This window comes from Dyella humi, assembly GCF_044904605.1.
GTDB lineage: Bacteria > Pseudomonadota > Gammaproteobacteria > Xanthomonadales > Rhodanobacteraceae > Dyella_B > Dyella_B humi.
Genome location: NZ_JADIKI010000023.1, coordinates 1,702,696 through 1,723,371, shown reverse-complemented (window position 1 = coordinate 1,723,371; position 20,676 = coordinate 1,702,696). Strand labels below are relative to the sequence as shown.

Genomic DNA, 20,676 nt, shown 5'->3' with positions numbered 1-20,676 from the left:
CAGACAATATAGTTAGCTAACGAACAAGTCAATAAATAGACAGTTCGCCAGCATATTAATTTTATGTCATTGTTTTTATTGGCATGATTGCTTTCGTAACAGATTGTCACGTAGCATACAATCCAGCCACAGATAGTTTTGGCGCGAGAAAATCCTTTGATAGACGACGATTCGACCAGCGAGCAGACCTTTCCCGTCCCCTATCTGAGAGAGGCGTACCTGCGCCGATTTCCGCCAGCGGCGGCCCAGCGACTGGAAACCGTCTTCACGCTCAAATCGGCGAGCCAGCAGATCAACAACGTCTTGAACGAATGGCTGGAAGGCACAGCAGGCTCGCCCGCGCGATTTCAGACTCTGGCATTGCTCTGGGGCGCAGGTGATCGTTTCGTTCCACATCAGGAAATCATTGCGGCGCTGCAGGTCAAGCGCGCCACGGTTTCCGCGCTGATGTTTTCCCTTGAACAAGAAGGCCTGGTGCAATCGATCGGTGATGAGAAAGACCGACGTCGGTTACTCGCGACGCTCACAGAGAAGGGCAAGAAAGTCATCACCAGCGCGATGGAGTTGAATGCGCACAGGTTGGAGAAGGTGTTCGTTGATCTCTCGCCAGACGAATTGCATTTGCTGCAAAGCCTGCTGCGTCGCATGCGCGACGGCTTCGTCAAATTTTCCAGCGAAAAGAACTAAAGCCTGTACTCCCCTTAGATATGCGCTACCAAGCGCGCTTCACTCCGAAAACGGCCCGGACTCTGACCATGCAAGCGCTTGAAAGCGATGCTGAAGGCCGTATCGGAAAGATATCCAATTCGTTCGGCGATCTGCGCCAGTGATTCATCACTATGGCGGAGCGCGGTGCGTGCGACGGCCATGCGCCACCGATTTAAGTACTCAAGGGGCGCACAACCAACCAGCTCGCGGAAGTGCGCAGCGAAAGCCGTACGCGACATATTGACCGTGGAAGCAAGGCTTTCAAGCGTCCAACGCTCACCGGGTTGTGCATGCATGAGAGACAAGGCTCGGCCGATTTTGGGATCTGACAATGCGCCTAACCAGCCCGCCGGCAATGCTGTGTTGCTGAGATAGGCGCGTAGCGCGTTGACGAGCACGAGTGCCGCGAGACTGCTACGCGCAACTGCAGCACCGGCCTGGGTGTCACCTGTCTCGCCTCTGAGCAAGGTGAGTAACAGCGACAAGGCCGGCGTTTCGACATCTTTGGCCCTCAGATGAATGATCGGTGGAAGATGCCTAAGCAGAATTTCGCCTGCATCGTTTTCAAAAGTGAAACGGCCGCTGGCAAGGCTGACGGATGAGAATGCTTGATCATCTTCGCCTCGATACCGAACGACGCCATCGGCATCCCGAATGGATCGGTAGATCGGCGGACCATCCAAAGGCTTTCGTGTTGGATCGCTTGCTGAGCAGAAGGGTTGCCCCGTGGTCAGCAGGTAGAAATCACCCTTTTCCAAGACGAGAGAATCACGTTCTCCCTCAATCCAGAGGTGGAAGCGGCCCTCGAGCACGCCGCCAAATTTGATGTGCTGGTAAGCGGGAAAGCGAAATGCCCAGGCACCGCTCCCTTCAAAGCGTGAGGAAAGTGCGCTGGACACGCGCAGTAGGGAAAGCACATCGGATAAGGCGTCCATTTGGACGATCCATTAGGAAAATGGTCATTTTCATTATATCGCGTCACCCGTGACTCGAGGACCATATGCCTCGCCGCGTTAGCAGTCGGCGATCCGGCGGTTCATGGCCTCAAGCGGAGACGTAAATGAAAGCGTGGCAGCTCGACGGACTGGGTGGTCCGTTCAAATTCAACGATATCCCCGTGCCTGCGGCCCGCCCAGGAAGCGTAGTGGTGCGCATTCAAGCGTCGTCGCTCATGTCCTACATGCAGGACTACATGGAAGGCAAACTCCCCTTCTATCGGCCACCTCGCGGACCGTTCGTTCCCGGAGGGAACGGAATTGGCGTCATCCACGCGGTAGGTGACAACGTCTGGCATCTTCGTGCTGGACAACGCGTTGCCATCTCGTCTCATTTCGTGGCGCAGGAAAACGTTCGAGACCCGGCGCAGATTCTCTTGGGCGTTACCGGCCAAGGCGATATCGCGGCACACATCCAACAAGACTGGCCGGATGGCACGCTGGCCGAGTACGCCATGGTGCCGGCAAGCCTGGTCACACCTATAGATGGCCTAGATGCATTCACTGCAGCGCAGCTCGCCGTAACCATGCGCTATATCGTCCCGTACGGCGGGCTCATCCGTGGACGCCTGACAGCAGGTGAAACTCTCGTTGTGTCGGGAGCCACCGGGGCTTATGGCAGCGCAGCCGTTATGGTCGCTCTCGCCATGGGCGCGCGTCAGGTCGTTGCGCTGGGAAGGGACACATCGAAGCTTGATGCGCTGGTCGCTGCTACCAGCACTCGTGTAACGCCGCTGGTCGTGACCGGCGATATCGCAACCGATGCCGCGATGATTCGTAACGCAACCGGTGGCGGTGCGGATATGGCCTTCGACATGGTCGGTGGAGCCACTGATCCGAACATGACCTTGTCAGCCCTGCACAGCCTCTACAACGGCGGTCGACTTGTATTGATGGGAAGCATGGGCGTTCCGCTTCCCATTCCTTACGTGGAAGTGATGTTGAACAGCTGGGAGATTCTCGGCTGCTTCATGTATCCCAGGGACGCGTATCGTCGACTGTTCGATCTTTGTCGCAGCGGATTGTTGGACCCGACAGCGATCCACCTGCGCTCCTACGCGCTGCAAGACCTCACTGAAGCGATGGCTGATGCACGGTGTGCTGGCAGCCTCGAATGCGTCGTCATGAATCACGAAGGATAAGCGTCGTGAGCATCAAGCATCACGCTTTTCGAATTTACATCGAGCCTTCCATGCTCGCGCCTAGCATCGCGTTTTACGAGAAGCTGCAGGGGATGACCTGCGAGAGGCGCATCGCCTTCGCAGAACTCGGCGTTGAGGTTGCTGTGGTCGGCGCGTTCATTCTTCTCGCCGGAACCAACGAAGCCTTGGCGCCGATTCGCTCCGCAACCGCCGTGCTGATCGTCGATTCGCTGGACGAGACGCTTGATTGGGTGCGAACGCAAGGAGCCACGGTTCTTCACGAACCCCAGCACGCAGCGGGAGGGCGCCATGCAACCGTCCGTCACGCAGACGGGTTGGTGGCTGAATACTACGAACCTGCGGCTAGCGCCTGACGAAGAAGGTATCGCCATGCGATACGCGAAGCTCGGCAGTGATTGGCTTTGTACTTAAGCCTTCCGCAACGACATTGATCCGCCGGTAACTTGCCCTTTGCAGCCGACCTTTCACGTTGCGATAAGAAATTCCAAGCAGTTAAGCGACACAAGCAATACCGCAACCCCATTCGTCCTCTTCAGTTACCAACTGGCGCACCTTCGCTCTTTGACAACGGCGATGTGTTACCGAAGGGTCGAGCTTGCGTCTGCGCGCCTATTGTTCTTGTCTCGTCCTGATTCAGGCTTGGCGCCGTGACCACCAAGGCCGGCCATTTGCGGTTTTCGGACCGAATCTTTGCGGGTGCAGCACGCAATAAGTCTTGGAAAAACTTGGATCGATCTAATTATCTTGCTGTCGTGCAATATCGACCGGCCGATGAAATTGCTTATGTAGTGAAATATGTTTAGAAATTTTAAATTTGAATCGATACAAATTTTTGTTGACATCGCCTTTTTACTGTCCTATTGATTAGCCCGCTCGTGACGTTTGTACAACGTTGTCACGAGTACTTGGATCGATTGAGGATCCGTTTCCCGGGGGACTCTGGGGAAGACGTGGCGAGGCGTTTATTCCGCCTGCAGGACGCGTCAGTGGCTGGGCAGTTGTGTATCTCTTGAAAGCAGTGCGGAGGGTCATGGCAACAACCATGGCCAAGGGTGGGTTTGTGCCCTCAAAAACATCACAAATGTGGGCACTACAACAGGCAAGCCGAAAGGCAGGGGAGACATATGTACCGCAAGAGCGCGTCATCCGCGGCAATCGTCGCGACGTCGATGATCGCCGGGCAAGCGTGGACACAGCACGCCAGTTCTGCAACCGACATCTCGAAGAAAACAAGCAACAAGCGCGGCTCGGATCGCACCAAGCGGATCCACCTCTGAGCTACATCAACAGATTCCCAGGTGTGTAGCCATGCGACTCAACGCCGATGAGCGGCTCGAGTCAAAACGGGTAGTCGGTCACTTCGACCGGATCCGAAGCAGCGCATTTTTATTTTCTTGGAGGCAGGAATGAGCAGGTATCAGTTTCGTTTGGGCAGCAGCTTGCGCGCCAGCATACGCATTGGCCTATGGGCCGCTGCTTTGACCAGTGGTTCAGTGTTTGCACAGGACATTACCGGCGGCGTCTACGGCAATTTGCCTGCAGGAAAAGACGTTTCCGCAGAAGTGACCAACCCGTCGACAGGCTACGACAGCACGGTGCACGCCGATGCTAGTGGCCATTACGCGGTCACGGGACTGATGCCTGGCAATTACGTCGTCAAACTGTTGCGCGGCGGCCAGGTCGTCGATCAGCGCAGCGTAGTCGTTCAGGCCGGCTCTAACAGTGCCGCGATCTTCAGCGCAGCAGCGGCAGCCGGGAACGTGAAAGAGCTGAACTCGGTCACCGTTACCGCCACGCAGCCGTCGGTTAACGCGATCGACGTTACGACAAGCCAGCAGATCCAGACCTGGAATTCAAAAGACATCAATCGTCTGCCGTTGATCAATCCAGATCTACTCACGATCGCCTCGATGCAGTCGAACGTGGCCGCCATCACCAGTTCGCACGGCAATGCGCCGCAGTTCAACGGCGCGTCGGGTACCGAGAACCGCTACTTCCTCAACGAATTCAACGTCACCGATATGCAGCAGGGCGCGGTGCCGGACAAGATTCCGAACGAAGCCCTTGCCAGCGTCTCCACCATCGACGGCGGCATGGATGCCAAATACGGTAGCGCCATGGGCGGCGTCGTCGCCGGCACGATCAAGCAAGGCTCGAATGACTTCAAGGCCGGTGTGGATTTGGCGTTCACGCCTGCCACGGGCACGCTCAATGAAAACCCCAGAAACACCTACAACTACAATGGCCAGCTGACTAACGCCAACCAGTTGAACCACTGGTCGCCGAGCCTGTTGCAGGACTATTGGGCATCCGGCGCGATCCTGAAGGACAAACTGTTCTACTACGTGCTCGCCGAAATCGAGCCGAACAACTATGGCCAGGGCGTGCAGGGCGTTAACCCGACCACGACCTACAACTCTAGTAACAAGACCCTCAACGAAAACCGCAACAAGCAGTTCCTCGGCAACTTCACCTGGAACATCGCTGACGGTCACTCGCTGAACGTCTTCATCGATCGTCAGAGCAACCTCCAGACGCAATCGCAGTATGCGCTGTCGACGCCGTATGTTCCTTCCAGCGCGGCCCCCGCGCTGAACAACTGGAGTGGCAACGCTTGGCACGACACCATGGCGGTGGCCAACTACCACGGCCAGATCACCGATACGCTGTCCGTCTCGGCGATGGCGGGTACCTCGCAGCAGTACTTCACCTCGTATAACCAGTACGGCATCGACGTTCCGTACATCCAGAACTACAACCCAGACACGAAGCAGTACACGCAGGCGCCCGGCAACGGTACCAGCAGCCTGTATTACCTGAAGTACCGCATGATGGGTGCGCGCATCGACTTCACCTGGAACGTGACCGACAACCACGAAGTGACCTTCGGCGGCGAGCGTTACAGCCCGACCATGTCGCAGGCCAATATCCCGAACCCGAACTCGTGGACCTACAGCTACTGCAGCACGTCGCTGGGACCGAACGAGCCTTGCACCATTAACGGCCAGTCCGTCGCGCCGGGATCGAAGTACGTCCAGTTGTCCTATGCACCGCGCATCTACTACAACAGCTCGCCCACCTACGGCTTCTATCTGGGCGATAGCTGGCATTTCGCACAGAACTGGACCGCGTATGTCGGCGGGCGTTATGACAATTACGCCATGACCGACAACATCAACGTCAAGATGTACAGCAAGGGCAACTTCCTGCCTCGCGTTGGTGTGGCATGGGACGTCCATGGTGATTCGACACTGAAGATCGGCGCCACAGCGGGTGAGTACTCCGAAGGCATTCCGCTTTACTTCAATGCTTACGGTGGTACGCCGGGTCAAGGCTACATCCACACCACCACCACTTACACCTATACCGGCGTGACAGGCAATGGCGTTCCGACCGGTCTGACGCAAGTGGGGCCCGTACAAGGCAGCGCTGGTAGCGGCCTGCATTACCTGACGGCCGGGCAGTTCATTTCGAGCACGACGCAAAACGCAAAGCTGAGGCAGTTCTCGGTTTACGCGCAGCAACAGATCGGAAACAGCTGGACCGCAGGCGCCACGTTCTTCACCAGCGAGCTGACGGGGCTACCAAACATCTACAACAACATCGACCAGCTGAAGGCGTACCTGACCAACAAGGGCTACCCGAACGCGGTATTCCTCGGCCAGTACCTGATCACGCCGGGCAAGGACATCAACATTCCGGTGCAGTTGAACGGTGCCAACAGCCCGCTCACGATGGTCAACTTCCCGAACAGCTACATCGGTTTCCCGTCGCTGCGACGCAAGATCTATCAGCTCAGCCTGACCATGGATCACGCCTACTCCGACGAAGAGCCGTACTACCTGAGCGCGTCCTACACGTGGCGTCATGAGTTCGGCAACACGGATGGCACGACCAGCTATGCCGGCGGCACCGGTAACACCGGCGCAACCGGCTATGACGGCGGGTTGAATGCCCCGGGCTTCCTGCAGGGGGCCGCAGGTAATCTGGGCGACGATATTCCGAACACGGTCAAGGTGTTCGGCTACTACAAGTTTGCTCACCAGGACAACTTGTTGAAGGGTCTGCGTGTGGGTGGTGCGCTCACGTACTACGAGGGTGGCCCCGTCGATTGCCAATCCCAATATCCGAGCAACGGAACCCTGGCGATCGGCAGCAACCAGCTCGGCAACAACAACGCGTATTACTGCAACACGTTGTCGAACGTGTTGGCTGGCCAATCTCCGATCTCGAACACCATCAACTACACCCGCGGCAGCTACGGTCGCCTTCCGTCGTACAAGCAGGTGGACCTCGATATTGGTTACGACTGGGCATACGGTAAGAACGCCTTCTCGCTGGATTTGAAGGTGCTCAATCTGTTCAACAGCAACACCGTTACCTCGTACGTCCCCAACATCAGCAACGGCAACGGGCAGTTCAACCCCAACTTCATGCAGCCCAATACGTTCCAGCAGCCGCGTACCGGCCAGCTGGTATTCCGCTGGCAGTACGACTAACCGCTTGACGTTGTACGCAAGCTAACCTCGATGCCTCCATGTTCCCCAGACATGGAGGCATCTTTTTTTTTGGTAGATTGCATGCAAGCGCAGTGCTTTCGGAGACGCATTTGAATCCGCTATTGCAAGGCCTGGATCCTGTTGCGGCGAATCGAGTCATTGCCGCAGAACAGGCGCTGGCGATGAATCGCCCCGATCAGGCCATCAGCCAACTAGGTCCAGTGCTGGCCAGTCATCCGGATCATCCGGAAGTCTTACGCCTGCATGCGAGTTTGCTGAGCCTGCGTGGGGAACACAGATTGGCATTGCGCGACATGCGTCGCGCCCTGGATCAACGCCCGCACGAGGCTCTGTACCACAATGCGTATGCCCTCTTCCTTGCGGAGGCAGGCGAACTTGATCAGGCGATCGAATTTTTGCGTCGCGCCTGCGAACTTCAGCCAACCTTCGTCTTGGCCTGGTACAACCTTGGCCTGTTTCTAACCCGTAGCGCGCGCTTTGACGAAGCACGGGATGCGCTACGACGTGCAGTTGGATTGGCGCCCGACTACACCGCGGCACGGGCACAACTTGCGGACTTGTTGCGCATGGACGACTTCCGCGACGAAGCCATCGCCGAGTATCGAAAGCTGCTTGCCGCACAGCCGTGGACCGGCATGGCGTGGTGGGGCTTGGCGGAAATCAAAACGCTGCGTCTGGGCACGAGTGATAGCGACGCTATCCAGCACGCGCTTACACTGCCGCGCGCTACTGATGGCGACCGCGTCGCCATGGGTTTCGCCCTGGCCAAGGCGCTGGACGATCAAGGTCGTTATGCCGAGTCCATGCAGGCATTGGCTGCGGCGAATGACATCGCTCGAAGATACCGGGCGTGGAATGCGGCGGCATTTGCCGCGACGATCGAGTCGATCAGAGCCGCGACCTGCACAGCCAGTGCCGAGCAACGCCTCGGGTCGGAAGTGATTTTCATCGTCGGTATGCCACGTTCGGGATCGACACTGATCGAACAAATTCTCGCCTCGCATTCCAACGTCGAAGGTGCCGCGGAGCTGAGTGATCTGCCTCTGCTCATCGGTGAAGAGTCGAACAGGCGTAAAAAAAGCTATCCGAAATGGGTTTCGGAAATGAGCGCGGATGATTGGCGTCAACTTGGGCAGCGTTATTTAGAGCGAACCGCGCGCTGGCGTAAGCGTCGTCCGATATTTACCGACAAGTTGCCGAATAACTGGATGCACATTGGCATGATTCGCGCGATGCTACCGGGCGCGCGCATTGTCATCAGTCGCCGTGATGCGCTCGAAACCTGTTTCTCGTGTTACAGGCAGTATTTTCCCGGCAACGACTACACGCGCACGTTTTCCGATCTAGCCTCGTACTGGCGTAGCTTCGATGGCGCGGCGAGTTACTGGGCGCAGAAAGAACCGACACACGTTTATCAACACGTGTACGAGGATTTGCTTAAAGATTCTGAGACGCAAATTCGGGAGTTACTCGCCTTCTGCGGCCTGCCATTCGAAGAGGCGTGCCTCCGTTTCAACGAAACGCAGCGTGCTATCGGCACACCGAGTGCCATGCAAGTGCGAGAACCGCTGCGTGCCGATACGGCGCGTGCGCCACGCTATGGCGGATTGTTGAATCCGTTGCGGCAGGCACTTGATCTTCCGCTGGTTGATGAACGAAGTAAAGCATAAGTAAGACATGTCATCGCAAGCCGATGGCCTCGAACTTAGCGCTTGCCTCAAACCACTTCATCACCGCACGTCATTCCGGCGAAGGCCGGAATCCATGCTTCGTACTTGCTATGGATTCCGGCCTTCGCCGGAATGACGAATCGCCCTGCAACAGCATTGGTGCAGGTATTAAGTACGGCCATTTCGTCGCACGTATCGAAGGCTTTCCATGCACGAGTTCCGTGCATTTTTGCGTATGCAGCACCCATTAAATCGGATAGCAATTAGATCGATTGAACTATTTTGCTGTCACGCAACACCGCCATCACGATAATTTTATATCTATCAATAAGATATATTTAGAAAATCTAAATTTAGATCGATGCAAATATTTGTTGACAGAAGCTAATAGCTGGCTTATTGATGTGCCCACTCGCGACATTTGACTCACGTTGTCACGAGCATTCGGAGCGATTCAAAAATCGGTATCCGTAAAGACTCTGGGGAAGACATGGCGAGGCGGTGATCTCGCCTGCAAAAGCGTTTGTAGACAACGTTAATAGTTAGACCCGTTTGTGTATCTCTGAAAAGCAGTGCTGGAGGGTCATGGCAGCCGCCATGGCTCACAGGTGGATTTGTGCCTGCAAAAAAACTGCGTGGCACTCAACGACAGCTAACACGCCGAAAGGCAGAGGTGACACATGTCCATGAAACATACGAAAGCTCAGTATTCGCAGTGGCGTCGCAAACCGGCGTTGCTGCTTTTGGCTTCGGCGCTTGCATTCGCATGCGGCAGCGCGAATGCCCAAAGCACAGGCTATACCGGCATCTTCGGTGGCGGCCCGATGTACAAGCACGTGGCAAGTAACATCTCGGAGATCGAAAACTCGGGCTTCACCGAAGTGGTGGTGTGGAGTGTCGAAGTCAATTCGTCCGGCGACTTGAACTTCAACGGTGAATTTCCACTTACATCCGGTGGAACCTACGTTGGCAACAACACCTGGCCGTCGTTCGCGGCGGACCTTGTCACCATGAAAAAAGGAACGCCCAAGCGCATCACCTTCAGCATCGGCTCGTCGAACGTGGGCGATTTTCAGGACATCAAAGCCTTGGTTAACGCACAAGGAACCGGTCCAAGCAGCATCCTCTACAAGGATTTCCAAGCCCTTAAACAGGCGCTTCCATCGGTCGATGCCATCGATTTCGATGATGAAAACAGTTACGACTCCGCGTCGACCGTTGCTTTTGCCGTCATGCTCGGCAGCCTTGGCTATCACGTGGAAGTGGACCCGTACACCAACGCTTCCTATTGGACGTCCGTGGTCTCGCAGATCAACAGCCAAAGCCCCGGCACGGTCGATGGCGTGCACCTGCAAACCTACTCTGGCGGCTCAGGCAACAGTCCTTGCTCCGGCTGGAATTTCGGAAGCGTGCCGGTTTATCCCGGTGTTTGGGATGCTGACGACACGCCCCCGCAAGCGCAAAGTGCGATAAGCAGCTGGCATTCGCAGTGCGGCATTACTGGCGCCTTCCTGTGGTTGTATGACGACATTGCCGGCAAGACTTACAACGGCCAGAACGAAACGGCCGCATACGCCAGCGCCATCAACGCTGGACTTGGTGGAACGAGCACCGCAGGGCCTAGCGTGTATGGCATCTACAGCGATGGCACGACGTTCACCACAGGCGGCCTGGATAGCGACGGTTACGCCTATTCGTCCAACCTGCTCGGCAGCTCGAAGAGCTGGAATGGCAATACCTTCAGCTTCGGTGCCGCCAACACCACCAATGCCTATAGCAGTGGCACCATCAATCTTACGCAAGGCCAGTACAGCGAGCTCAGCATTCTTGCGACCGGCCTCAATGGCAACCAGGCATCACAAACCTTCACGGTCAACTACACCGACGGTACCAGCACGGTCATCAGTCAAAGCCTGAGCGATTGGTTTAGTCCGCAAAGCTACCCAGGCGAATCCGAAGCCGTCACGATGGCCTATCGCGACAGCAGCAGCGGTAGCAAGGATAACCGCACGTTCTACTTGTACGGCTACGCGTTCTCGATCGACAGTACCAAGACTGTCAAGAGCGTGCTGCTGCCGAGCAATCGCAACGTGGCGGTGCTGTCTTATGCGTTGAGCAACCCGACCACGAGTGCCACGCAGGTCAGTCTTGCGTCGTCCTTCAACAAGAGCGCCATCAGCAATGATGGAACCACCTTCGCCGCCGCCGGCGGCGTGGATGGCAAGGGCGATGCATATCCGGCGCAGTTACTGGGATCGTCGCTGGAATTCAATGATGTGCTGTATCGCTTCGGCAAGGCCAATGCCGCCAATGCTGTACGCACATCAGGACAGACGATCGCCCTGCCATCAGGCCAGTTCTCCGGCCTGCAGTTGCTGGCAGCCGCCGTGAATGGCCACCAGACCTCGCAAACCTTCACGGTTACCTACACCGATGGCACCAAGTCGACCTTTACACAAAGCCTCAGCGACTGGCTCAGTCCGCAGAGCTATGCCGGTGAATTGCAGGCCGCCAAGCTGCCGTATCGGGATACCCACTCTGGTGGCCGCAGCGGCAGCACGTCCTATCTCTACAACTACAAATTCAATTTGAACCATATCAAGACGGTTAAGAACATCCAGCTGCCGAACAATGCCAATGTGCAGATCATGGCCATGACGCTGGTGCAGTAGTCCAACGGCCATACGCGGGAGGCGTCCGCCTCGATCCAAACATTGATTTCCCGCGTATTGCCGTTTAGATCGTGATGAAAATTCCCGGTAATCACCCATTGGTGAGCCAGCGAAGATCCCTTCGCTGGTTTTTTTTATGCGGTCGGCGAGAACTCAACGTCAAGCGTCACGGCGCCTAATCGTTTCACCCGAAAACCACGGACGCCGTCCTACGCTCCCCCGGCCATTCGGCACTGGGGAGGGGAACATTCATCTTGTTCCTCGATTCGCCACCGTCACTGACTACTTACGGGAGTAGCTTCCGATGACCAGAACAGATTCGACGGGAACACAGCGCTCAAACGCACCTTCCGCCCTGACGCGCAGGGCATGCGGCCTTTCCGTGGCTATCGCGATGGTGCTTGGCGCGAGCACGGCAGCACATGCCGCGCAGGTTTATACCCATCACGTGCGTGACGTCGTGCACAGCAATGTCGCACAGCAAATAAGCAGCCTTCCTGCCACGCAGTTGATGCAATTGGATGTGGTGCTGCCTTTGCGCGATCAAGCGGGTCTGGATACGTTCGTAGCGCAAGTCGCCGATCCTTCCAGCCTGAACTACCAGCATTACCTCACGCCGCAGGAGTTCACTGCGCGGTTCGGGCCCACGCAGAACGACTACGACACGGTGGTGCAGTACCTGAAGAGCTATGGTTTCACAGTAATGGGCGGCAGCCGCGACGGCATGGACATCCAGATCGTGGGGCCGGTCTCCGCAGTGGAGGCAGCGTTCAACGTGAAGATGCGCATGTACAAGCATCCCACCGAGAACCGCATGTTCTATAGCCCCGATCGCGAACCGACCACGGCGATGGCGATTCCGCTGTGGCACGTCTCGGGTCTGGACAACTATTCGATTCCGAAGCCGCTGTATGTGAAGAAGAGCGATTATGCAGCTGCACACGGCATCAGCCCGGAAGCGGTCGTGTCGCACGCAACCACCGGCTCGGGTCCCTCGGCATCTTTCCTTGGTAGCGACATGCGCGCTGCTTATTACGGCGGCACCGCGCTGACCGGCAAAGGCCAGAATCTCGGCCTGCTCGAATACTACGGTACCGATCTCGCCGATTTGACCAAGTACTACAAGAACGCGGGCCAGACCAACAAGGTTCCGGTCACGTTGTATTCGACGGATGGCACCAGTACTTCTTGCCTTGCTTCGCAAGGCTGCGACGACACCGAGCAGACGCTGGACATGACGCAGGCCCTCGGCATGGCGCCCGGCCTGTCGAGTCTGGTGATGTATGTGGGTTCCACCGATACCGCGATGATCAGCAAGATGACCACACACAGTCCGCTACCGACGACGATCGGCTGCTCGTGGGGTTGGACGCCAGCGGATCCGTCCACGCTCGATCCGTATTTCAAGAAGATGGCCGCGCAAGGCCAGACTTTCTTCGCCGCGTCAGGCGACAGTTCAACCTGGTCGGCGAGCAACGAAGCCTGGCCGGCAGACGATGCCTATGTGATCTCCGTCGGCGGCACTGATCTGACGACCACCAAAGCCGCGGGGCCGTGGAAGTCGGAAACCGCGTGGGTGGATAGTGGTGGCGGTGTTTCGCCCGATGGCGTTGCCATTCCTTCGTGGCAAAAGATTGCCGGCGTGATCAACTCGAGCAACAAAGGCTCGACGACGCATCGCAACGGCCCTGATGTATCGGCCAATGCGAACTTCACCTTCTACGTATGCGCCGACCAAACTACCTGCACGGCGAACTCATACGGCGGTACCAGCTTTGCCGCGCCGATGTGGGCGGGCTTCGTGGCGTTGATCAATCAGCAGCGCGTGGCCGATGGCAAGAAACGCATCGGCAGCTTCAACGCGACGGTCTATCCGGAGAACGAGTCCGGCGGCAAACTGACCAGCACCTACACCACGGACTTCCATGACATCACCAGCGGTAAGTCCGGAAGTTATTCTGCCGTGACCGGCTATGACTTGGTGACCGGCTGGGGCAGTCCGAAAGCTGGATTGATCACTACGTTGACGAACTCGCCGTAAGGTAACGCTCGACGATAACGAAGGTGGAGGCACTCTCGCCTCCACCTTCGTTTATTTGCTTGCAGAAGGGAATCAGGGGTAGGCCCGCATGGGAGATGCATTGACACCTGACGCTCTCAATGCGTCGGGACGGGTTTGTATGTGCCCATTCCATCTCGACCCTATGTGATGGCCGACACAGAATAATCATGCTTAACGTTTCGCAACGATTTTCATCGTGTAAACGTCATTCCCTTCACTTGGAAAGCACAACTTCAACCCTACGCTCCGCCGGCCATTGGCGCCCCTGGGGAGGGGAGTACAGGGAAAAGTACGTCTTCTAGTTTCCTCGATTCTTTTCTTTCGCAGTCACTGACTACTTAACTGAGGAGTAGCTTCATGACCAGACAAGATTCGATTGGAACGCGTAAGACAAAGGGAATTCTTTCGACGCGCAAGGTTTGCGCACTTTCACTGGCTGTTGCGATGGCATTCGGCGCAAGTGCAGCGGCGAATGCCGGACAGGTGTATACGCATCACGTGCGTGATGCGGTGACCAGCAATATTGCGCAACAAGTGGGCAGCCTTCCTGCCAGCCAGCTCATGAGTATTGATGTGGTGCTTCCGCTCCGCGATCAGTCGGGCCTGGATACGTTTGTGGCGCAAATTGCCAACCCGAATAGCTTGAACTATCACAACTACATTACGCCGAAGGAATTCACCGCGCGCTTCGGCCCGACGCAAAACGATTACGACACCGTCGTTCAGTACCTCAAACAGCACGGACTGGTGGTAGCGGGCGGTAGCCGCGATCGCATGGACATCCAGGTGATCGGTCCGGTTTCTGCAATCGAAGCGGCATTCAACGTGAAGATGCGCACATACAAGCATCCTACCGAGAACCGCACGTTCTACAGCCCGGATCGCGAACCCACCACGTCGCTGGCGATTCCGTTGTGGCATGTTTCGGGCCTGGATAATTACTCGCTTCCGCATCCGCTGTACGTCAAGAAGAGCGAATACGCGGCGGCCCATGGCATCAGCCCGGACGCCGTTGTGAGCCACGCAACCACGGGTTCGGGGCCCAGTGCTTCGTTCCTGGGCAGCGATATGCGCGCGGCCTATTATCACGGTGCCACGCTGACCGGCGCTGGGGAGAGTGTGGGTCTGTGGGAATTTTATGGCATCAATACTTCGGACGTAGCGCTTTACTACTCGACAGCAAAGCAGACCAATCCCAACAACCTGCGTTTGATTTCCACGGACGGTACTTCGACTGGCTGCAGCGGTAGCTGCTCCGACATCGAGCAGACGCTCGATACGACGCAAGCCCAAGGCATGGCGCCGGGTCTGAGCAACGTGCTGATGTATGTCGGTTCCACCGATACCGCCATCATCAGTGCGATGACCGTGACGACGGACGGCTATGCGCCTCCTGCAACCATCGGTTGTTCGTGGGGCTGGACGCCAGCCGATCCGTCGACGCTCAATCCCTATTGGCAGAAGATGGCCGCTCAGGGCCAGAGCTTCTTCGCCGCATCGGGTGATAGCTCGACCTGGTCGTCACGCAATGAAGCATGGCCGGCTGATGCTGCGTATGTGATTGGTGTCGGCGGAACCGACCTGACCACCAGTGGTGCAGCAGGCCCCTGGGCAACCGAAACGGCGTGGGTGGACAGCGGAGGCGGCATCTCGCCTGACAAGATCGCTATTCCTTCCTGGCAGACGGGTGCGATCAATACCAGCAACAAGGGTTCGAAGACATACCGCAACGGACCGGACGTGTCGGCCAATGCCAACTTCACCTTCATGGCGTGCGGCAACGGCAGCTGTACTTATAACCAGTACGGCGGCACCAGCTTCGCAGCGCCGATGTGGGCTGCCTACGTTGCTTTGGTCGACCAGTCACTGGCCAGCCACAGCGCTTCGGCAATGGGCTTCTTCCTGCCCACCATCTATAGCAACAACATAAACAGTCCCACCATCTATGCTGCTACGTTCCATGACATCACCAGCGGCAAGTCCGGCAGCTATTCGGCTGTGAAGGGCTATGACCTGGTGACGGGCTGGGGCAGCATGATCGGTTCGGGCTTCATGGCGCAATACGGCCAATAAGCACTTAGCAGATCGTAAGCAGCTCATGGAACGGAGGTCATACGTGACCTCCGTTCTTTTTTGCAAAAACATGCATGGGTCTTGGTCAATAGAGGCCAGGCAAAGAGAACTCCAAGCGCCGCTGCAAGGCGAGTATAAAGGCCGGGGTATTACCTCAAGAGACCCTCGCATGAACGTGTTCCGCAACATGCTCGTCATAGCACTGGTCGGATTCGTATCGACCCCGCTCGTTTCTTATGCACGGACGCAGAACACCTCGATCATCGTCGCCGGCAACGCGCGCTTCGAATTTCTCACGCCCTCACTGGTGCGCATGGAATATGCGCCAAACGGCCACTTCGTGGACGCACCCACGGCCGTGGTGCTGAAGCGGGACTGGCCGGACGTGGATGCCCAATCCTCCAAAGAAAACGGCTGGTTGGTGGTGCATACCCGCAGCGTGACGTTGCGCTATCAGCTGGATTCCGGTCCCTTCACCGCGAACAACCTGCAGGTGACGTGGAACCATCCCGATAGCGCGCCACATTCGTGGCATCCCGGCCAGATCGATACGCAAAATCTTGGCGGTCTCACCTACTCGCTCGATCATGTCAGCGAGGCGAATCTGCCCAAGGGCAAGCAGGATCTGGACAGCCCGATCGACGACATCATTCCCGGCATCGAGATTCCGTTGGAGCCCGCCAAGCCAGGCCTGCTCAGCCGCAGCGGCTATGCGCTCATCGACGACAGCCAGACGCCGCTGTGGGATGAAAAGATGCAGTGGATCACGCCACGCACAAAACCCTACGGCCAGGACTGGTACCTGTTCACTTACAACCACGACTACCCGTATGTGCTGCAGGAATACGCACAGCTGTGCGGCGGCATTCCGATGATTCCACGCTACGTGCTGGGCAACTGGGTGACCGATTTCAATTTCGAATACTTTCCCAACACGGCGGATGCGCACGATCCTCAATTCGAGCGCTACAACCAACAGTATCTGGAAGACGAACTGTCTCGTCTGCGCGAGAACCACATTCCCTTCGACACACTGGTGCTGGATTTCGCATGGCATAACTTTGGCTGGCAGGGCGGATACGACTGGAGCCCACTGATTCCGCAGTCCACGCAATTCCTGCAGTGGTTGCGCGATCGCGGCATCAAGCTTAGCCTCAATGATCATCCGGGTTATGCGGGTACCCAGGAGGAAATTCTTTCCTACGACGACAGCCATGCGCCGGAAGTGTTGAAGGCATTGGGACAGCCGCTGCCGCCGAAGCCTTCATTCGATCTGGATATCTCAGGCGATTGGAGATTCGCACCTGATCCGAAAGACCAGGGCCTGAACCAGCGCTGGTTCGCCGGCGATTACGACGACCATGCGTGGAAGCCGATCCGCACCGATCAATCATGGCAGAAGCAGGGTTATCCAGATGATCAGGGCATAGGCTGGTATCGCACGTCGGTATCGTTGCCGGCCAAACTGCCAGATGCGCTCTACCTCTACATCGGCGAAGCGGCTCAATCGTATCGCCTGTTCGTCAACGGCAAGGAGGTGGAGCACACGCACGTGCCCTGGCCGCAACGTCTTACCTATGCCGATATCAAGTCTTATGTTCAGCCCGGGCAGCCCAATGCGATCGCCCTGCGTATCGTGCCCGGCGAACATGGCGGCGGGTTTTTTCGCGGGCCGGTGGCGATCCGTAATGTGCAACCACCCGAGCGTATCTACTTCAATCTAGCCGACAAGCGGCAGGCCGACGTCTTCATGCGCGATCTGCATGCGCCGCTGATGCAAGCTGGCGTGTCTTCGTGGTGGGTGGACGGTGGCGGTGGCGCGGCCGATATGCCGGGGCTCAACCCGCAGTTCTGGACTAACAAGGTCTTCTACGATTCCACGCAGCAGCTCACCGGCCAGCGCGGCTTCATCCTTGGCCGTTACGGCGACTGGGGCAGCGAACGTTATCCGGGTTTCTTCACCGGCGACACGTATTCGGAATGGCCGGTGCTGGCCTATGAAGTGGCGTTTACCGCGCGTGGCGGCAACGTGCTGGTGCCGTACATCAGCCACGACATCGGTGGCTTCCATGGCGCGAAGATTGATTTCGATCTGTACGCGCGCTGGATCGAGTTCGGCGCCTTCAGCCCTATCCTTCGCATGCACAGCGCGCACGCCAACCCGAAGGAAGGCAACGTGCGCATGCCATGGGTGTATGGCGACAAAGGCATCGCGCTGATGCGCAAGTACTTCACCTTGCGCACGCAGCTTATTCCCTACATCTATACGTATACCTGGCAGGCGCACACGCTGTCGTTGCCGCTGCTACGACCGTTGTATTTGCAGTATCCGGATCTGGAAGAGGCCTACCAGCACTCTCACGAATACTTCTTCGGTGACGAAATGCTGGTCGCGCCCGTGCTCGATGCCAGTGGTAACCGTACGGTCTACTTGCCGCCGGGTTCGTGGATCGATTTCTTTACTGGCAAGCATTATGGGGGCGGCCACTCTTTCACCGCGCATTACGATGTCGACGAAATGCCCGTGTTCGTGCGCGAGGGATCGATCATTCCGGAGCAGGAGCGCAGCGACTACTCCGATGCCAAGCCACTCGATGCGCTGATCCTCAATGTCTATGGCGATGGCAAAGGGCATTTCGAGCTGTACGAGGACGATGGTCTTTCGCTGGACTATGCCAAAGGCAGTCATGCCGTGACATCGATGAGTTATGTCACTAAGCCAGATGGTTCGCATGAGCTGACTGTGGCACCGGCCAAGGGCACGTATAAGGCGCAGCCATCATTGCGCTCGTATGTTGTGCGCATCCATGCGCAAGGCAAGCCGCAATCGGTCAGCGTCAACGGTAAAGCGACGACGCAGTGGAGTTGGGATGACAAGGAGGCAGCGGCAGTCGTTATGGTGCCGCAGCAGAGTATTCGTGATGGTTTGAGTGTGATCTGGCGCTAAGAGGCAACTTGTCCTGTTTTGCTCCCTCCCCTGCTTGCAGGGGAACATACCTTCTTCTCTCCTCCTGCAAGCAGGAGAAGGCGGGGTGGGGTGGACACTTGCCTCAGACTTTCCCGCAAGACTTCACCCCCTCCTAACCTCCCCCTGCAAGCAGGGGGAGGAACCATTTAGGAAGCTGCACGCGAGTCATCATAACGATGACGGCTTTTTTCCTAACCTTCACCCTGCAACGGAGAGGAAACATGCCGCTCCATGCTGAACCGCAAACGCCCCGCATCGAAGCGCACCTGCAAAGCGTGATACCTGACGAGATAGCGCACGCCAACCAGCACAGCGGCAAGCCCTGCCGCCGCGCCAACACCCAGCGACCAGCGCGCACCGAACGTATCGGCCACCCAACCGACCACCGGCGCGCCGAGCGGCGTACCGCCCAAGGCGATCGCAAGCAGGATCGCCACCACGCGGCCCCGCATGGCCGGCTCTGTGGAGAGCTGCACCAGACTGTTGGTCGAGGTGGTGAAGGTCTGCGCGGAAACACCGATGAGCAACAGCATCGCGGCAAACAACCAGGCATTGGGCGATATCGCCGCCAACGTCAGGCCGATGCCAAACCAGGCCGCGGCGATGATCAGCAATGGAATGCTCGGCGTTGCCCGTCGCGCCGCAAGCAGCGCGCCTGCCACCGTGCCTACCGCCAGACTGGAACTCAGCAGGCCGTAGCGCCCCGCGTCGGCGTGGAACACGCTCACCGCCATGGTGGAAATGAAAATCGCAAAATTGAGCCCGAACGTGCCGAACAGGAACAGCATCAGCAACACCGCGCGCAGATCCGGCCTGCGCCAGACGTAGCGGAACCCTTCGGTAAGGCTGCTGCGTGTGTGTCGCGCCCAATGTTTGTCATGCAGCTCCTCGCGCCGCAGCAGGCCCAGCGAACCAAACACCGCGCCAAAGGAAACGGCATTGAACACGAACACCCAGCCGGTGCCGATGACGGCAATCAGCAAACCTGCCACGGCTGGGCCGATCATCCGCCCGGCATTGAACGAGGTGGAATTCAACGCCACAGCGTTCGAAAGGTCCTCCTCGGTGACCAGCTCCGATATGAAGGTCTGCCGCGCCGGCGAATCGAACGCCGTGACACAGCCCAACGCCAGCGCGAAGGCATACACCTCCCACAGCTTCACCAACCCGGTCACTGTGAGCACGCCGAGGCCAAGTGCGAGCACGCCCATCAAAGCCTGGGTGGTGAACAGCAGTCTGCGCCGATTGAAATGGTCGGCCGCGTAGCCAGTCAGCGGCAGCAGCAACACCTGCGGTCCGAATTGCAACGCCATCACCACGCCCACTGCGGACGCGTTGTGATGCGTGAGCTGTGTAAGCACCAGCCAGTCTTGCCCGATGCGCTGCATCCACGTGCCCACGTTGGACACCAATGCGCCGATCGCCCAGACGCGGTAGTTGTAGCCGCGCAGCGAGCGGAACATGCCTCTCACAGCTTGCCGCCGTTGAAACGGCCAAACAGGCGGGCCAGCAGCAACCCCATCAGCAGTGCGCCGAGCCCGGCCTCGATCACGTCGATGACGTTGCTCATATCGAAACCACCCACGCGACAGATCAGCAGATAAGCGATCACCGCGTTGAGAAAACCCCACCGCACATTCACGGTGGAAGACGAAAGCCCCTGGCCACGCGGCTTGGCGAACGGACTCTGAAAAGGCCGGCCCATGGTGCCGCTGACGAAATGCGGAATCGCGTTGACCAGGAACGCGCCGCCAAAGAAATAAGCCAAAAAGTGGTGCCATTGCATGACCGAAACTCCGTGATGCGTTATTGCGCCGGCTACCGTACGCGCGAAACCGTCACCGG

13 protein-coding genes are annotated in these 20,676 nt (G+C 57.5%); 10 read left to right on the top strand and 3 right to left on the bottom strand.

Translation table 11 applies throughout. From position 1 onward, the window contains the following. Positions 1–156: 156 nt before the first annotated feature. Complete coding sequence (locus ISP18_RS18785; protein ID WP_380015731.1) at positions 157–687, top strand: MarR family winged helix-turn-helix transcriptional regulator; 531 nt, start codon at positions 157–159, stop codon at positions 685–687. Positions 688–701: 14 nt separating this feature from the next. Here ISP18_RS18785 and ISP18_RS18780 read toward each other — a convergent pair whose 3' ends face one another. After that, on the bottom strand, positions 702–1,643 hold the full coding sequence (locus ISP18_RS18780) for an AraC family transcriptional regulator (protein WP_380015729.1): 942 nt from the start codon (positions 1,641–1,643) through the stop codon (positions 702–704). Positions 1,644–1,768: 125 nt separating this feature from the next. Here ISP18_RS18780 and ISP18_RS18775 point away from each other — a divergent pair, with 125 nt between their 5' ends. From ISP18_RS18775 to ISP18_RS18735, 9 genes are all read left to right on the top strand, one after another. Next, positions 1,769–2,845: a quinone oxidoreductase family protein gene (locus tag ISP18_RS18775; protein WP_380015727.1), complete on the top strand. Its 1,077-nt coding sequence runs from the start codon at positions 1,769–1,771 to the stop codon at positions 2,843–2,845. A gap of 5 nt (positions 2,846–2,850) precedes the next feature. After that, positions 2,851–3,219, top strand: coding sequence for a VOC family protein (locus ISP18_RS18770; RefSeq protein ID WP_380015726.1), 369 nt, complete (start codon positions 2,851–2,853; stop codon positions 3,217–3,219). A gap of 771 nt (positions 3,220–3,990) precedes the next feature. Continuing rightward, the gene (locus ISP18_RS18765; protein WP_380015724.1) at positions 3,991–4,143 is read left to right on the top strand and encodes a hypothetical protein; all 153 of its coding nucleotides are present in this window, start codon (positions 3,991–3,993) and stop codon (positions 4,141–4,143) included. Between the two features lie 129 nt (positions 4,144–4,272). Further along, the gene (locus ISP18_RS18760; protein ID WP_380015722.1) at positions 4,273–7,365 is read left to right on the top strand and encodes a TonB-dependent receptor; all 3,093 of its coding nucleotides are present in this window, start codon (positions 4,273–4,275) and stop codon (positions 7,363–7,365) included. 182 nt (positions 7,366–7,547) lie between these two features. Then, the gene (locus ISP18_RS18755) at positions 7,548–9,056 is read left to right on the top strand and encodes a tetratricopeptide repeat-containing sulfotransferase family protein (protein WP_380015899.1); all 1,509 of its coding nucleotides are present in this window, start codon (positions 7,548–7,550) and stop codon (positions 9,054–9,056) included. 686 nt (positions 9,057–9,742) lie between these two features. After that, positions 9,743–11,728, top strand: a complete 1,986-nt coding sequence (locus ISP18_RS18750) for a hypothetical protein (RefSeq protein WP_380015720.1) — start codon at positions 9,743–9,745, stop codon at positions 11,726–11,728. Positions 11,729–12,032: 304 nt separating this feature from the next. Next, the gene (locus ISP18_RS18745) at positions 12,033–13,769 is read left to right on the top strand and encodes a S53 family peptidase (RefSeq protein ID WP_380015718.1); all 1,737 of its coding nucleotides are present in this window, start codon (positions 12,033–12,035) and stop codon (positions 13,767–13,769) included. 378 nt (positions 13,770–14,147) lie between these two features. After that, positions 14,148–15,863 carry a S53 family peptidase gene (locus tag ISP18_RS18740; RefSeq protein WP_380015716.1) on the top strand — a complete coding sequence of 572 codons (1,716 nt, stop codon included), beginning with the start codon at positions 14,148–14,150 and terminating at the stop codon, positions 15,861–15,863. 169 nt (positions 15,864–16,032) lie between these two features. Continuing rightward, on the top strand, positions 16,033–18,810 hold the full coding sequence (locus ISP18_RS18735) for a TIM-barrel domain-containing protein (protein ID WP_380015714.1): 2,778 nt from the start codon (positions 16,033–16,035) through the stop codon (positions 18,808–18,810). 212 nt (positions 18,811–19,022) lie between these two features. Here the strand turns inward: ISP18_RS18735 and ISP18_RS18730 are convergent, their stop codons facing one another. Both ISP18_RS18730 and ISP18_RS18725 read right to left on the bottom strand, forming a co-directional pair. Next, positions 19,023–20,294 (bottom strand): MFS transporter, encoded by a 1,272-nt coding sequence (locus ISP18_RS18730; protein ID WP_380015712.1) that lies wholly within the window; start codon positions 20,292–20,294, stop codon positions 19,023–19,025. Between the two features lie 5 nt (positions 20,295–20,299). After that, positions 20,300–20,617, bottom strand: a complete 318-nt coding sequence (locus tag ISP18_RS18725; RefSeq protein ID WP_380015710.1) for a hypothetical protein — start codon at positions 20,615–20,617, stop codon at positions 20,300–20,302. Positions 20,618–20,676: the final 59 nt, after the last annotated feature.

Bases quoted from the DNA above. Each gene is read 5' to 3' on its own strand.
- ISP18_RS18750 (WP_380015720.1), top strand. From the start codon at position 9,743: ATGAAACATACGAAAGCTCAGTATTCGCAGTGGCGTCGCAAACCGGCG.
- ISP18_RS18745 (WP_380015718.1), top strand. From the start codon at position 12,033: ATGACCAGAACAGATTCGACGGGAACACAGCGCTCAAACGCACCTTCC.
- ISP18_RS18740 (WP_380015716.1), top strand. From the start codon at position 14,148: ATGACCAGACAAGATTCGATTGGAACGCGTAAGACAAAGGGAATTCTT.
- ISP18_RS18775 (WP_380015727.1), top strand. From the start codon at position 1,769: ATGAAAGCGTGGCAGCTCGACGGACTGGGTGGTCCGTTCAAATTCAAC.
- ISP18_RS18765 (WP_380015724.1), top strand. From the start codon at position 3,991: ATGTACCGCAAGAGCGCGTCATCCGCGGCAATCGTCGCGACGTCGATG.
- ISP18_RS18780 (WP_380015729.1), bottom strand. From the start codon at position 1,643: ATGGACGCCTTATCCGATGTGCTTTCCCTACTGCGCGTGTCCAGCGCA.
- ISP18_RS18755 (WP_380015899.1), top strand. From the start codon at position 7,548: ATGAATCGCCCCGATCAGGCCATCAGCCAACTAGGTCCAGTGCTGGCC.
- ISP18_RS18760 (WP_380015722.1), top strand. From the start codon at position 4,273: ATGAGCAGGTATCAGTTTCGTTTGGGCAGCAGCTTGCGCGCCAGCATA.
- ISP18_RS18725 (WP_380015710.1), bottom strand. From the start codon at position 20,617: ATGCAATGGCACCACTTTTTGGCTTATTTCTTTGGCGGCGCGTTCCTG.
- ISP18_RS18730 (WP_380015712.1), bottom strand. From the start codon at position 20,294: ATGTTCCGCTCGCTGCGCGGCTACAACTACCGCGTCTGGGCGATCGGC.
- ISP18_RS18735 (WP_380015714.1), top strand. From the start codon at position 16,033: ATGAACGTGTTCCGCAACATGCTCGTCATAGCACTGGTCGGATTCGTA.